Raw genomic sequence first — 13,506 nt, 5'->3', positions numbered from 1 at the left:
ATATTTTTTAAATACTCTTAAGAGTAAGAGTGTGACAAAGTTTTAAATAGGATGACTAGCTAAATAATGAGCACAATTAAAAACGAAAAAGAACCCAGTATCGGTGAAGTCAATCGTGCAAAAATCTTATCTGCGGCAGAAAAAGAGTTTTCTATGAATGGTTTTAAAGGTGCGAGGGTGCAACAAATTGCTGATAGAGCTGGGTTACCTAAAACCAATGTACTTTACTACTTTAAAACCAAAGAAAGTTTATATTTAGCGCTACTAGAAGATATTTTAAGTATATGGAATGGCCGTTTTGATGAGGCAACGGTTGAAGACGATCCTGCCCAAGTACTGGCCCATTATATTGCTGACAAAATGGAAATATCCCGCAGTCGTCCGGCTGCGTCTAAAATGTTTGCCTTAGAAATCATAAATGGCGCCCCCAATTTAAGTGAATTTTTTAAAGATCAACACTCGGCCTGGATGCAAGGTAGAGTTGCAGTGATACAAGCATGGATTGATGCAGGAAAGTTACAAAAAACTGACCCATATTATTTGCTTTTTAATATTTGGGCCACATCTCAACATTATGCTGATTTCTCGGCACAAATTAACGAACTAAGAGGCAAGGCAATGAGTCAGAGTGATTTTGTTGATGCCACAAAAAATTTAGTGAAATTAATATTAACTGGTTGCGGTTTAACTGTTCCTGACGGGTTTAAATAGAATTATGAAACATGCATATCCACGAGATTTAATCGGCTACGGTCAACACCCTCCACACCCTAACTGGCCAAATCAAGCAAAAATTGCAGTGCAATTTGTTTTAAATTACGAGGAAGGCGGGGAAAATTGTGTTTTACACGGTGACCAAGAGTCAGAAACTTTTTTGTCAGAAATCATAGGAGCACAGGCGTTTCCAGACCGGCACCTAAGCATGGAATCTATGTATGAATATGGCAGCCGTGCAGGATTTTGGCGACTCTATAAGCTGTTTGTACGCTATAACTTACCCATTACAGTTTTTGGGGTAACTATGGCTTTGCAACGTAACCCAGAAGCGGTTGCCGCTATGCAAGAAGCCAATTGGGAAATCGCCAGTCATGCTATGCGTTGGATACATTTTCAGAATATGCCCGAAGCCCAAGAGAAGAAAATGATCAACGCGGCTATTCAATTACACCACGCAATTACAGGCAGTAAGCCTAAAGGCTGGTATACAGGGAGAACTAGCCCTAATACCCTAAAGTTGATCGCTGACAGGGATGACATTTTGTATTGTGCTGACTCTTATGCAGATGACTTACCCTATTACGATACACAATATAATAAACCTTTATTAATGGTGCCCTATACCTTAGATACTAATGATATGCGCTTTGCTGCACCACAAGGGTTTAATAGTGGTGAGCAGTTTTATCAATATTTAAAGGATGCCTTTGATGTGTTGTATGCTGAAGGCGAAGTTGCGCCTAAAATGTTGTCCATTGGCTTGCATTGCCGGTTAATTGGGCGACCCGCACGTATGGCTGCACTGCAACGCTTTATTGAGTACGTACAAAGTCATGAAAGAGTGTGGTGTTGTACAAGAGAGCAAATCGCTTTGCACTGGAAACAACATTTTCCTTTTAAATAAGCCAGTAATTTAGACAAAAAGTAACAAGGGCATCTAAATTTTAGATGCCTTTTTTATTTTAAATCTAATACATATCGCAGTATAAAAACCGCGGCCATGGCATAAGTGATAAGTGTGACTTGCTTGTAACGACCTGTACCTAACATGATACCTACATAAGTAATAAAACCTAATGCTATGCCTTCACTAATACTAAAGGTTAAAGGCATAGCTAACAGGGCCACAGTGGCTGTGGCGAGTGCAGTTACATCATCAAAATCTAATTGTTTAAAAGAGTCCATCATTAAGATCCCCACCATGATCAGGGCAGGGGTAGTGGCCATTAAAGGAATGACTTTCATTAAAGGGGTAAACACTAAGGCTAGTAAAAAGCAAAGTGCTACCACTAAGGCTGTTAAACCTGTGCGGCCACCAGCAGACACACCAGCGGCTGATTCAACATAAGAAGTAACAGGAGAGGTACCTATTGCTGCGCCTACTACACTCGCAGTCGCATCAGCTGTCATAGCTTTGCCTATTTTGGGCAGTTTACCTTGTTCATCTAATAAGTTTGCCCGGCGAGATACCCCAATCAAGGTGCCTATAGTGTCGAACATATTGACAAACAATAAAGCAAAAATTAGATCCCAAGTTTCAGCTAAATGTTCAATGGGATACATAATATCCATGGCAAAAAATGTTTGGCTAATATTGTCTGGCAGACCAATAAACTCATCGGTACGTTGGGTTAAAAATCCATCACCTTGTGGGATAAGGGTGCCAATCAAACTTAATACCACTACAGAAATTAAAATTGCCCCTGTGACTTTCCTAATGACTAAGATAATAGTGAAAATTATGCCAATTAAAGCCAAAAGAGTGGCAGGCTCAGATAAATCACCAATAGTGACAAAGGTGGCGGGATTATCTACCACTAGCCCAGCGTTTTTAAGGCCAATAAAGGCAATGAATAACCCTATTCCACACTGAACCCCAATTTTTAAAGCACTAGGAATAGCCTCAGCTATTTTGGTTCGTACCCCTGTTAGCGACAATAATAAAAATAAAACGCCATTCCAAAATACTATACCTAAAGCTGCATCCCAGGGGATCTCTCGGGTTAAACATATAGTAAAAGCAAAAAATGCATTGAGCCCCATGCCGGGTGCCATAGCTATGGGGTAGTTAGTCATAAAGGCCATTAACAGGGTGCCTAAACAAGCGGCTATAGCTGTGACCGTGATCAAGCCTTCAATTGGCATGCCACCAGCAGCTAAGATGCTAGGGTTGACTACTAATACATAAGACATAGCAGCAAAAGTGGTTAAACCGGCAATAAACTCGGTTTTTAGATTGCTGCCATTTTGTTGAAGTTTAAATACCCGCTCAATTAATTTGCTCATATAAACTGTTAGCCCTGATTGTTACTGACAATTCTTGTAATTATTTACAACTCGTGCAATATGTTGACCATGTGGTCTGATTCATTGCGCAATGTTTAACCTTAAGATAAAACTACTGATATTTTATTAATGCGTCTAGCAAATAGCGCAGAATATTTAAAAATTTACTTAAGTTTTTATGGTGTAAAACAGTGTAATAGGGTTTGATATAGACTTAGCCCGAAAAGAACAATCTTAGGTAGTGGAGCCAGCTAAAATGAATAAAGTTGAATTAAAACAATGGGTAGCTGCTTTACCAAAAACAGAATTACATTTGCACATAGAAGGGTCGCTTGAGCCCGAGCTCATGATGGCATTGGCCAAAAAACATCAGGTAACTTTGCCTTATGCCAATATTGCAGAAGTAAAAGCAGCCTACAACTTTGCAGACTTACAAAGCTTTTTAGACTTGTATTATTTAGGCGCCTCAGTACTGATAGATGAAGACGACTTTTATGAGCTGATGTGGCGATATTTATGTCAATGTAAAAAAGACAATGTGGTACATACTGAAATTATGTTTGACCCCCAAACTCACACCGAAAGAGGCATAGACTTTTCAGTGTTTATGCGGGGCTTTAAGCGCGCAATGCAACAGGCTGAGCAAGAGTGGGGTCAATCTAGTTTATTGATCATGTGTTTTCTTCGCCATCTAAGTGAACAAAGTGCCATAGATACCTTTAAAGCTGCCACCCCTTATTTAGCTGATATTTGTGCCGTTGGTTTAGATAGTGGTGAACTGGGTAATCCTCCTGAGAAGTTTGCACGAGTCTTTGCCCTTGCTAAAGAGCAAGGTATAAAACGTGTGGCCCATGCGGGAGAAGAAGGACCGGCAGAGTATATTTGGGGAGCGTTAAAATGTTTAGACGTTCATCGCATAGATCACGGAGTGCGTTGTACCGAAGATGATAAGTTAATTGGTTTTTTACAGGACTCGCAACACCCCTTAACTGTTTGCCCTTTGTCTAATACTAAACTAAAAGTTTTTCAATATATGCAAGATCACAATATTCTGGCGTTATTAGATAAAGGCCTATTAGTCACGGTTAATGCTGATGATCCTAGCTATTTTGGCGGTTATTTAAATGATAACTTTTTTGCGTTAATCGACCACTTACCTATACAAAAAGCTCAGCTTGAGCAATTAATCAAAAATGGTTTTACTGGAAGTTTTCTACCCGAAGATAAAAAGCAATTTTGGTTAGAAAAAGTAGTGAATGCTTAAGATTTATCTCTAGAGGCTAGTGCCACTACTATCTGCAAAGCTTGGTCTTTGTCAAAACCTGTTTCTATTAGGGCTAAATAGTATTGCCTAAATAACTCTGCCTGTGCCTTGACTAATTGTGGTTCGCTTAACACTTTGGTTTGATTGACTAATTGTTCAGATAGTTGGGCATTTAGAAAGTTACCCTGAGACTTAGACTCTTGAGCACTGGCTTGATAAAAATTCAAACAGCAAAATACACTGATCATTAGCTGAAGTTTAAGCATATATAGATCCTTACAGTTAACTGGGCATCTATCATGATTGATAATTCGCCCAGTTGTAGCCAATATTTAAATTATTAACCTTGTTTTAGCCTTTAAAAGCTGTAACTCACTTTGGCTTGAAAATGCCTAGGAAGTTCCGGTAAAACAATTTGCGCGCCAAATAAATCAGGAAAATTAGCTCTAAAGTATCGCTCATCGGTAAGGTTTTTAATATTCAAACTGGCACTCCAACCTTCGGTTTGATAAAACACTCCAGCATTGACAAGCGTATAAGCGGGTAGGGTTACTACCTGAGAAAAACTCGAATAAGTTTCTTCAGCTTTAATAACACTGGCGTTTACCGAATATCCATTTTGAAAATCATAGGTGGCATTTAGGGTATAAATATTTTCTGGTATACCTGCTTTGCGCGCGCCTTCTTTGTCGCCCTCAGCAATAAGGGTTAAACCTATAGGATTACCGCCATAAATAAGGGCTGGGTCTGTGACAGAGGTTAGGTCTTCAATACCTAAAAAGCCAAACAAGGCCCCACCTTGGCCATTATTGTATGCGGTAAGGTTGTAAACTTTTAAATTAGTATAACCGGCTCCAATGACAAATTGATCTGATACAACCCATCTAAGTTCAAATTCGCTACCCTTATTTTCTGTGGTGGCATTGGTGACTATGGCTTGCGCATTAAAGTCTGTGCGCTCTTGCTGATAAACAGATAAAGCAAAATACAAACTGTCATCTAAAAATAAGCCTTTTACCCCGTATTCAAATAAATCAGAGGTATCAAATGCGCCGTTATTAGCCTGAGATACCCCAATTTCAGCTCCTTGGCCTGCGACAAGGGTGGCTTGCTCAGCGGCAGTTAGATAAGGAATTAAGCCAAATTCTGTTTTATAAGACACACTGGCGTTCCAAGAGGTGCCACTGAAGTTTTTTTCAACTGAAGTCACCTCTGTTTGGTTAAGTAATAAGTTACCCTGGCTGGTAGAGTCTAGGTCTATTGTGTCGTAACGCAGGCCTAATACTAAATTTAATCCTGAGTGCCAGCTTATATCTGTCATAGCTGCCAAGCCATAATCTGTGTAATGCCCAGAATCATAGTTGTCAAAGTCTCGACCAATTCGGGTGGCTAATAGGCGCCTGTCTAAGGCCGTTGATGGGCCTGTTAGATCTCGTCTATTAAAGTATTCATTAGTGAAGTCATCACCATGCAAAAAATTTGTGTGTCGAATAGAGGGTGAAAGTTGAAATTGCGCTAAAAGCGAATCGTTTTCGTATTCAGTACTAAAAACTAATTTATTTTCAAAAACCCAACTGTCATGAAATTGAGAAAAACCATAGGCATTTTCGTTGAGGTTTTCGTATCCTTCATAAAACATTTGGTTTTTGATATTCCAACCATTGTCAGTGTAATAAAAAACATCTAAATACAGGGTTTCAACTGTATTTAATAACACATCATCTGGCGCAACTAACACTTGATCACCGCGCAAAATTGCCGTGCCTGGGTTATCTAGCTGCATTTCAGGCGTTGCATCAGCATCAGTAAAGCCCGGCGCAAAAGGATAAAAGAAGCCACTTCCTGCTAAATTTACTAATCCATATTCTTGGTGCGATATTGAGCCATCACCGTTTATGTCTAGGGGTTTTGCTGTACCTGTGACGTAAGTACCATTGTCGATTAAGTCTTGGCTTAGGCGATTCCAGCCAGCGACTTGATTGCCGGCGTAATCGTGGTACATGCCACCAAATTCGACCCTAAGCTTGTCTGAAAGATCTACATTAAAAGAAGCCTGAATTACACTTTGGTCGGTATCTGAATTTTGATAATAACTGCCAGAATTTTCTACTTCAGCGTAAACATAAAACCCCATGTCTTTTCCAGCAACTGAGCCAGGGCCACCTACTTCAGCAGTTAACATGCTTTTATTCCAAGAGCCTGTGGTGTAACTAAAGGCGCCAGTGTTTTGGCTTAAATACTGCCCACCACTAGCCCGTGCAGACTTAGGGTTAAAGTTAAGATACCCCCCAATTTTAGAGGGGCCATAAATTGGTGAAGCAGGACCTCTTACTATATCAATTCGACTAGATGCCCCAATGGGCGTAGGGTAGTTACCAGGGTTGTCTAAACGTTTTACACCGCGAAAATAAGTTTCGCCTGGTGTGCCTCGCACGTCTAACGAGCCGGCAACCCCAAAAAAGGATTGTGTAAAAGTACCAGGTGCAAAGGCAACCAGTTCATCTATGTCGGTTACGCTAAAGCGTTGAATTTGCTCATCGCTAATGGTTGATGCAGAGCGTGGGGTTTCTAAGATAGATTTACCAAAGCCAAATACTGCTTCTACGTCTTGACCGGGTAAACTACCTAAAGAGCCGGTCACTTGAATGCGTTCAACAGTTTTTTCAGCTTCTAGCTGGCTCTCTTGGGCAATAATTGCTAGCGGCGATAATGCAACACAAAAAACCGTTAAAGGTTTCAATCTAAAGGGTAAGGTATAAGGCTTTTTCATCTTTTGGATTCCCTGATATAAAGTACTAGCCAAACTACAAAACAATTCAAAATTAACGCTCAACAATTAAAAATGTGCTAAAAACTGATTACACTTTTAGGTAGGCGACATGAGACATTTACCTAGAGAGTATTAGCCTTATTTATCACTATTGATATTGAACTTTAGTTTAATATTTCCCCAGTGTTGGATTATTTGAGCCATGCTTATTAGCAAGTGATATAAAGGCTCTACAGAATGAACAATTAAAAACTCATACAAAAGGACAGTTTAACTTGCAGGCGTTCCCAAATATTCTCTCAGTATCAGAACTTCAAAACCTTATGGGTGATCCTGAGTTATGTATTTTATTCACCCATATAGACAACCCAACCGCTAAGCAATTACCTAATACTCAACATGGATTTATTTGGGGCTCATTAGAATTTGATTTTGAAAAGCAGTTTTGTGATAAATCCTCTAGTCTTGCGCACACCATGCCATCTGCTACATGGTTTGAACAACAAGCGCAAAAATTAGGGATAAACCAAAACAGCAAAATTGTGGTTTATGATGCTTATGGTTTGTTCTGTGCGCCTAGAGTATGGTGGATGTTTAAATCGATGGGCCACCAACAAGTGGCGGTGTTAAATGGTGGCTTACCCGCATGGATAAACCAAGGCGGCCAATTACAGCCTGAGTTAGCAAACTGCACTGTTGAAGGAAATTTTTGTGCTCAATATCAGGCCAACTACTTTATTAGCGCTAAGCAAATTTTAGAACAACTACCTCAACTCAATGTACTAGATGCAAGAACTGCAGGGCGTTTTAAAGGAACAGTGCCCGAACCTAGAGCTGGTTTGCGTTCTGGGCACATACCTAGTGCTAAAAATTTAGCTTTTGCTGAGTGTTTAGAAAAGGGTGAACTAAAAGCTAAATCTGACTTACATTCAATATTTAATGATTTAAACCTTAAGGCTCGACAACCATTAGTCTTTACCTGTGGCTCAGGTGTGACAGCTTGTATCTTAGCTTTGGCTGCTTGTGAGTTGGGGTATAAAAATTTAGCTGTGTATGATGGCTCGTGGGAAGAATGGGGAGCAACAGAAGACTTACCTATTGAACAAAATTAACCCTGTTAAGAAATGACAGTGAAATGGCTTGAAGCTAAATTAAGCATTAGGTTTAGCTTCAAGCTGATTGGTTCTATCTAGTTAACCGCTTTAATTACTTTTTCTGTTAGCAGTTCTTTTAATTCATTTGAAGAAACAAATCCATCTTGATTGGTATCAAGTTTATTAAAAATCGCTTCAAACTCTGGGTCAATTTTAGCTTCAGCTTTACTGATCAATCCGTCGTTATTGGTGTCTAGTTTAACCATAAGATCTTCTTCTGCTTCAATCATGGTGGATACTATCAATAATGCCAGAATTGTAAGAGGGCGTTTCATAATCCGTTCCTTTTTAAGTTGTCTAATAATTTAAGTTCGAAGGGGTGACAGATTGCTAATCAAATAGTTAGTAGCATCACATCTGCGCACTATGCCTATAACAAACTTTGTGCCAATAAATTAATTTGATATAAAACAATCACTTAGCGTTTTTTGTCAGTTACAAAAAATTAAATATGTAGGTAATTGCAGACGATAAATAGTTGTTTAAGACAAAGCGTATAAATATCAGAGACTTAAGTAGAGTGTTTTTGGCTACATAGGCTTTGCAAAAGCCCTTGTAGCCAAAACTTCTAAGGTTCGATGTTGGAAATCCACATACTTTGATAGGGCGATAGCTCGCATTGATTATCTTGTAAATTAATACTTTGTTTACTGATTAGGTCATACCATTGATCTGTGCCTATTAGGTTCAAATCAGTTAACCGAATCATTTGGTTTTCAGAGGTAATATTGCTAATACAAAATATGCTTTGTTTACGATCTAAACTTTGGCGCCAAAATCCAAATATTTGTTCACCTAATTGCAAAGTAAATTGAGTGGCGTTTGGGTGAAAGGCAGGTTGCATTTTTCTTATATTAATTAAAAGCTTAAGTTTAGAAAGCACTATGGCGTGTTGACTAGTTGGTTGTGCTAGTAGCTCCTGCAATTCATGGAACTGCCATTTATGTCTGTTAATGGCGCGATTATGACTGGTGTTTTTGAGTCGTTGGTAATCGTTGTTAGTGGCTAATAGACTATGTATATAAATTCCTGGGATCCCTTCTAGGGCCAGCATAATACTATGTGCACAAATAAATCGCTCTATTGTCCATTTATCTGGTCCTAAGACTGTACCTTGTAACGCATCCACCAAGGCAATATTTATTTCATAGGCTTTTTGTTCACCGGTTTCAGATTGACGCCAAGATATTCGCCCACCAAAGTTTTGCATAGTGTTTACTAAGGTAGTGAGCTCAGCGTCTTCTAATAAGCCTTCGGCAGGTCTTAAACCAATGCCATCATGTGACGCAATAAAGTTAAAAAAGAAAGTGCCATTTTGCGCAGGTGGCATGCTGCCAAGCCAAGCTTTTAAATGTTTGCAATTACCAGTCACTAAAGTATTTACCAGTAGCGGTGGTAAAGAAAAATTGTAGATACCATGGGCTTCGTTAGCATTACCAAAATAGGTAAGGTTTTGGCGATTAGGTATATTAGTTTCGGTAATAATAATGGCGTCATCCACGCTATGCTCAATTAGGGTACGTAATAAACGAATGATTTCGTGAGTTTGACCTAAGTTAATACAACTAGTGCCTGGGATTTTCCACAAAAACGCCACAGCATCTAATCTAAATATACGTATACCAGTATCTAAATATTGGCGAATAATAGATACAAAAGTTTGCAATACGTCCGGGTTCCTAAAATCAAAATCGACCTGATCATGACTAAAGGTACACCATACATATTTTTCGCCATCTTGGGTTTGGGTTAATCTAAGCAATTCAGAGGTACGGGGCCTGACAACCTGACTAAGATCTTGATTAGGATCCGCGGTATAAAAAAAGTCAGATCCTGTTCCTTGTGCTTTTATAAAGTTTTGGAACCATGCACTGCGGGTAGAACAATGGTTGATGACTAGGTCTGTCATTACCCGATAATCTTGAGTTATAGCACTAATATCATCCCAATTGCCAAGTGCCTCATTCACACTCGAATAATCAATAACCGAAAACCCATCATCAGAACTATAAGGAAAAAACGGCAAAATATGCACACTGTTAATGGTGTCTTTGCAATATTGAGTTAAAAACTCATGCAAACAATGCAGTGGCTTTTGGTTTTCTTGTTCAATGCTATCACCATAGGTGATCAGCATTATGTCTTGTTGGCTCCAATTATTATGATGCTGTTTAGGCTGAACTAGGTTTTCAGGCTGAGTGAGTCCTATGGTTGCTACTAAGGATTGAGCAAGTTCTTTGTGACTTAGTTTCAGCTCAACATCTTGATAAATGACGTTAACATGTTGTTCTACACGTTCGAGCAATTGGTTATATACAGTCAACATCTGTTACCTCTATTTAGCTGATTTAAACTCTTCAAAGTCTTTTTCCACTGCGTCTTTTAGTTGTTCTAATATATCTGGAACTGCGCTAACTACTCGGTTCCAGCTAGGGATAAATGGAGTTTCCATAGGGTTAGCTAAAAAGCTTTCACCTGCTTTCATAATATTTTGAGCAAACAGTTCTACCGCTTTTTCTTCATTATGAATGTCTAACTTTAAGCCGTTGATTATGGCGTCATTGTTGTAGGTTTCGATAAAATCTAATGCAATTCGATAATAGGTAGCTTTGAGCGAACGAAAGGACTCGGTAGTAAAGGTTTCACCTTGTGTGGCAAGCTTTCTAAATAAAGCTTTGGTGATATCAATAGACATTTTTGATAGCCCACCCTGATCATTATGCGCCGATAGATCTTGATGTTTGTGATCATAAGTTCGGGCAATATCAGCTTGGCAAAGTCTATTGTGCGAATAATTACGATGCATTTCAGACAAAACGCCTATTTCTAGGCCCCAATCACTGGGAATGCGAATATCGTTTAATACATCTCGTCTAAAGGAAAACTCGCCAGCTAAGGGATACCTAAAACTGTCCATGTATTCTAAATATTCGTTATGCCCAAGCACTTTTTGTAATGCACGAATTAAAGGCGTGACCAATAGTCTTGATACGCGCCCATTAATTTTGCCATCAGCAACTCTGGCGTAATAACCTTTACAAAATTCGTAGTTAAATTGTGGATTGGCGACAGGGTAAATTAACCTAGCTAATAAGCCTCTGTCGTAGGTGAGTATATCGCAATCGTGTAAGGCGACAGATTCAGCCGTGCCTGTGGCTAATACATAACCCATGCAATACCACACGTTTCGGCCTTTACCTAGTTCTTTAGGGGCAAGCCCTTGGGCTTCTAATTTAGCATCTAGGGCTTTTAGGCGAGGGCCATCATTCCATAATAATCTGTGATTTTGCGGAAGCTTAGAGAAAAAACCTAAAGCACTTTTATATTGCTCAAGATTGGCTCTATCTAAACCAATTACAATCTGCGATAAGTAGGGCACTTCTGCAATATGATTAATTATATTGGGTAAGGCTTGGCCTTCTAATTCGGAATACAGTGAAGGTAAAATTAAAGCCATAGGGCGTTTTTCAGAGAAGGCTAAAAGCTCTTGTTCTAGATCTTCAGTTGGACGCTCTGAAAGGTTGTGAAGAGTGGTAACTATGCCATTTTGGTAAAAATCTGCCATTTTAATTTGGCTCCATATTTAAAAAGTTAAAAATAATGTGATCTAAGCAAGCGCTCCAACCGGCAGGCCCACATTCGTTACTAGTAAAGACTTGGTGGGTTTTGCTTAACTCTGGAAGGGGGCTATGTAAGGAGCGGATCCTGACCGCAATATCTGCCGCCTCTAACATAGAAATGTCGTTTTGCCCGTCGCCTAGGGCAATAGTGGTAAATTTATGCTGGGGCCAATTTTGTGCATATTGTGCGGCTAACCAAAGCAGTGCATCGCCTTTATTACAATGGCCAGTTAAATGTAAAAAGCGACCACCCTCAACCGGGCTCACACCAGATTTTTCGAGGGCTTTAACAAAACGTTGTTTATTGGCTAAATCGGCTTGCCATAAAACTGGCTCAGTGTATTCGCGTTGATTGGCTAGCTTTGCCTGACTAAGTGATAAACCAGTGGCTTGGCAAATGTCTTCATTGCTCATGTTGTAGAAGTGTGAAAATTGTCCTGCAAAGTCTTGAGACAGGTCATCTAACACTGATAACCAATGGGCTCTTTGTGGTGAAAATTCTTTTACCCAAAAACCTTTGTGGCTATGGGTATCCTTAGGTTGAACATCAAAGCAGCCTATTGGCATATAAACCGCGGCGCCATTTTCTACAATAAAAGGCGAACTAAGGGATAAGGTTTTACGCAATGGAATTAACTCAGCAAAGGTTTTACTGGTGTTAGGGATCACTGGAATATTACTGGCCAACAAAGTGTCGAGCATAGGCTTTGCTGGGGCAAAGCTATAGGTTTGATGATCGAGCAAGGTGCCATCTAAATCAGTAAAAATAAGTATGCTTGATTGCATATTAAGCCCTTTCTGTTGCTGAGATGATTTCTCGTGCTGAATTGAGTTCAAATAAGTAATCACATTGCTGACTAAAGGTCGCTAACCCATGCTCAGTGAGGCGTTGATAATGTTGAATAAAACGTTCAATTTGTGCGGCATTCATTATGCTTTGCTTACCTAAAGCACTACTGGCACTTAATAATTTTTGTTCTTGCTCTAATCGCCAAGCATACACATCTGCAAACGAAGGGGCTTTTAGCATCACCCATTGGTCGAACATGCTATAAAGCCCTTGGTAATGTTTAGCTAACTGCGTATTAACGTAACTTCGCCATAAGCCTTTAGGATCTTCATCAGCCTCTAAGGCATTAACAGGTTCAATTAATTGGTTAGTGTCTTGCGGAGCGACCCCCCAACACCAACCTTCAAAAATCACTAAATCCACAGGCTCGCTAATTTGTGTCCACTGTTCGGGATGATGAGGGTTATCTGTGGCTTTATTAAATCGTGGAATGATCACAGATTGGCGATTTTTAAGGGCAATTAATACTTGTTTCGCTTGGCCCATATTATGAGTGCCAGGTACCCCTCTAGTACTTAATAATGGGTGAACGTCAATTGCCAGATTTTTGCGTTGAATTTGGCTTAGATAAAAGTCGTCTAAAGATAACACCACCACTTTTAACGAAAATTGTTGGGATAAATAATCTTGAATAAAAGCAGAAAGGGTGGATTTCCCTGAGCCTTGGCAACCATTGATGCCTACAAAAAGAGGCGACCTTGCACTTCTTTGGTGCGGTGCTAACTTTTCAGCCAAAGGCAGGTAATGCTGCTTGGCAGTGTGGCTAAATGCTTCGCAAAGCCTATGTTTATTAATGAATTCCTTTAGCATTGATGCCTAACCCTTTGTCTTTTGCCTGGTTAAAG

Annotated in this window: 12 protein-coding genes; 4 read left to right on the top strand and 8 right to left on the bottom strand. The window is 39.6% G+C overall.

Annotated features, from left to right (window positions below; genetic code table 11):
* The first annotated feature begins 66 nt into the window (after positions 1 to 66).
* Together ACVCDT_RS06540 and puuE are read left to right on the top strand one after the other, a co-directional pair.
* Positions 67 to 711 (top strand): TetR family transcriptional regulator C-terminal domain-containing protein, encoded by a 645-nt coding sequence (locus ACVCDT_RS06540; RefSeq protein WP_447131962.1) that lies wholly within the window; start codon positions 67 to 69, stop codon positions 709 to 711.
* A 4-nt stretch (positions 712 to 715) separates the two neighbouring features.
* Positions 716 to 1,621, top strand: a complete 906-nt coding sequence (gene puuE, locus ACVCDT_RS06535) for an allantoinase PuuE (protein WP_447131961.1) — start codon at positions 716 to 718, stop codon at positions 1,619 to 1,621.
* A gap of 53 nt (positions 1,622 to 1,674) precedes the next feature.
* On the opposite strand, the gene ACVCDT_RS06530 is transcribed toward puuE, so the two are convergent.
* Positions 1,675 to 3,003 (bottom strand): NCS2 family permease, encoded by a 1,329-nt coding sequence (locus tag ACVCDT_RS06530; protein ID WP_447131960.1) that lies wholly within the window; start codon positions 3,001 to 3,003, stop codon positions 1,675 to 1,677.
* Between the two features lie 256 nt (positions 3,004 to 3,259).
* Here ACVCDT_RS06530 and ACVCDT_RS06525 point away from each other — a divergent pair, with 256 nt between their 5' ends.
* Positions 3,260 to 4,267 (top strand): adenosine deaminase, encoded by a 1,008-nt coding sequence (locus ACVCDT_RS06525; RefSeq protein ID WP_447131959.1) that lies wholly within the window; start codon positions 3,260 to 3,262, stop codon positions 4,265 to 4,267.
* On the opposite strand, the gene ACVCDT_RS06520 is transcribed toward ACVCDT_RS06525, so the two are convergent.
* Positions 4,264 to 4,533: a hypothetical protein gene (locus ACVCDT_RS06520; protein ID WP_447131958.1), complete on the bottom strand. Its 270-nt coding sequence runs from the start codon at positions 4,531 to 4,533 to the stop codon at positions 4,264 to 4,266. The genes ACVCDT_RS06525 and ACVCDT_RS06520 overlap by 4 nt on opposite strands.
* Positions 4,534 to 4,625: 92 nt before the next feature.
* On the bottom strand, positions 4,626 to 7,037 hold the full coding sequence (locus ACVCDT_RS06515; RefSeq protein ID WP_447131957.1) for a TonB-dependent siderophore receptor: 2,412 nt from the start codon (positions 7,035 to 7,037) through the stop codon (positions 4,626 to 4,628).
* Between the two features lie 275 nt (positions 7,038 to 7,312).
* On the opposite strand from ACVCDT_RS06515, the gene ACVCDT_RS06510 reads away from it, so the two are divergent.
* Positions 7,313 to 8,149 carry a sulfurtransferase gene (locus ACVCDT_RS06510; RefSeq protein WP_447131956.1) on the top strand — a complete coding sequence of 279 codons (837 nt, stop codon included), beginning with the start codon at positions 7,313 to 7,315 and terminating at the stop codon, positions 8,147 to 8,149.
* A gap of 77 nt (positions 8,150 to 8,226) precedes the next feature.
* Here ACVCDT_RS06510 and ACVCDT_RS06505 read toward each other — a convergent pair whose 3' ends face one another.
* The 5 genes from ACVCDT_RS06505 to ACVCDT_RS06485 all read right to left on the bottom strand — a co-directional run bounded on the left by ACVCDT_RS06505 (position 8,227) and on the right by ACVCDT_RS06485 (position 13,471).
* Positions 8,227 to 8,466 (bottom strand): hypothetical protein, encoded by a 240-nt coding sequence (locus ACVCDT_RS06505; protein ID WP_447131955.1) that lies wholly within the window; start codon positions 8,464 to 8,466, stop codon positions 8,227 to 8,229.
* 293 nt (positions 8,467 to 8,759) lie between these two features.
* Positions 8,760 to 10,517, bottom strand: coding sequence for a sugar phosphorylase (locus ACVCDT_RS06500; RefSeq protein WP_447131954.1), 1,758 nt, complete (start codon positions 10,515 to 10,517; stop codon positions 8,760 to 8,762).
* A 9-nt stretch (positions 10,518 to 10,526) separates the two neighbouring features.
* A complete protein-coding gene (locus ACVCDT_RS06495; RefSeq protein WP_447131953.1) occupies positions 10,527 to 11,756 on the bottom strand; it encodes a glycosyltransferase family protein in 1,230 nt (409 codons plus the stop codon).
* A 1-nt stretch (position 11,757) separates the two neighbouring features.
* Positions 11,758 to 12,597 carry an HAD-IIB family hydrolase gene (locus ACVCDT_RS06490; RefSeq protein ID WP_447131952.1) on the bottom strand — a complete coding sequence of 280 codons (840 nt, stop codon included), beginning with the start codon at positions 12,595 to 12,597 and terminating at the stop codon, positions 11,758 to 11,760.
* A 1-nt stretch (position 12,598) separates the two neighbouring features.
* Complete coding sequence (locus tag ACVCDT_RS06485) at positions 12,599 to 13,471, bottom strand: kinase (RefSeq protein ID WP_447131951.1); 873 nt, start codon at positions 13,469 to 13,471, stop codon at positions 12,599 to 12,601.
* Positions 13,472 to 13,506: the final 35 nt, after the last annotated feature.

This window comes from Paraglaciecola aestuariivivens (assembly GCF_052983255.1).
The sequence above is the reverse complement of the archived record's forward strand: the minus strand, read 5'-3'. Positions and strand labels throughout refer to the sequence as shown.

What these genes read in the sequence shown, in the direction of transcription:
- ACVCDT_RS06495 (WP_447131953.1), bottom strand. Translation starts at nt 11,756, where the DNA reads ATGGCAGATTTTTACCAAAATGGCATAGTTACCACTCTTCACAACCTT.
- ACVCDT_RS06500 (WP_447131954.1), bottom strand. Translation starts at nt 10,517, where the DNA reads ATGTTGACTGTATATAACCAATTGCTCGAACGTGTAGAACAACATGTT.
- ACVCDT_RS06520 (WP_447131958.1), bottom strand. Translation starts at nt 4,533, where the DNA reads ATGCTTAAACTTCAGCTAATGATCAGTGTATTTTGCTGTTTGAATTTT.
- ACVCDT_RS06515 (WP_447131957.1), bottom strand. Translation starts at nt 7,037, where the DNA reads ATGAAAAAGCCTTATACCTTACCCTTTAGATTGAAACCTTTAACGGTT.
- puuE (WP_447131961.1), top strand. Translation starts at nt 716, where the DNA reads ATGAAACATGCATATCCACGAGATTTAATCGGCTACGGTCAACACCCT.
- ACVCDT_RS06490 (WP_447131952.1), bottom strand. Translation starts at nt 12,597, where the DNA reads ATGCAATCAAGCATACTTATTTTTACTGATTTAGATGGCACCTTGCTC.
- ACVCDT_RS06505 (WP_447131955.1), bottom strand. Translation starts at nt 8,466, where the DNA reads ATGAAACGCCCTCTTACAATTCTGGCATTATTGATAGTATCCACCATG.
- ACVCDT_RS06530 (WP_447131960.1), bottom strand. Translation starts at nt 3,003, where the DNA reads ATGAGCAAATTAATTGAGCGGGTATTTAAACTTCAACAAAATGGCAGC.
- ACVCDT_RS06540 (WP_447131962.1), top strand. Translation starts at nt 67, where the DNA reads ATGAGCACAATTAAAAACGAAAAAGAACCCAGTATCGGTGAAGTCAAT.
- ACVCDT_RS06525 (WP_447131959.1), top strand. Translation starts at nt 3,260, where the DNA reads ATGAATAAAGTTGAATTAAAACAATGGGTAGCTGCTTTACCAAAAACA.
- ACVCDT_RS06485 (WP_447131951.1), bottom strand. Translation starts at nt 13,471, where the DNA reads ATGCTAAAGGAATTCATTAATAAACATAGGCTTTGCGAAGCATTTAGC.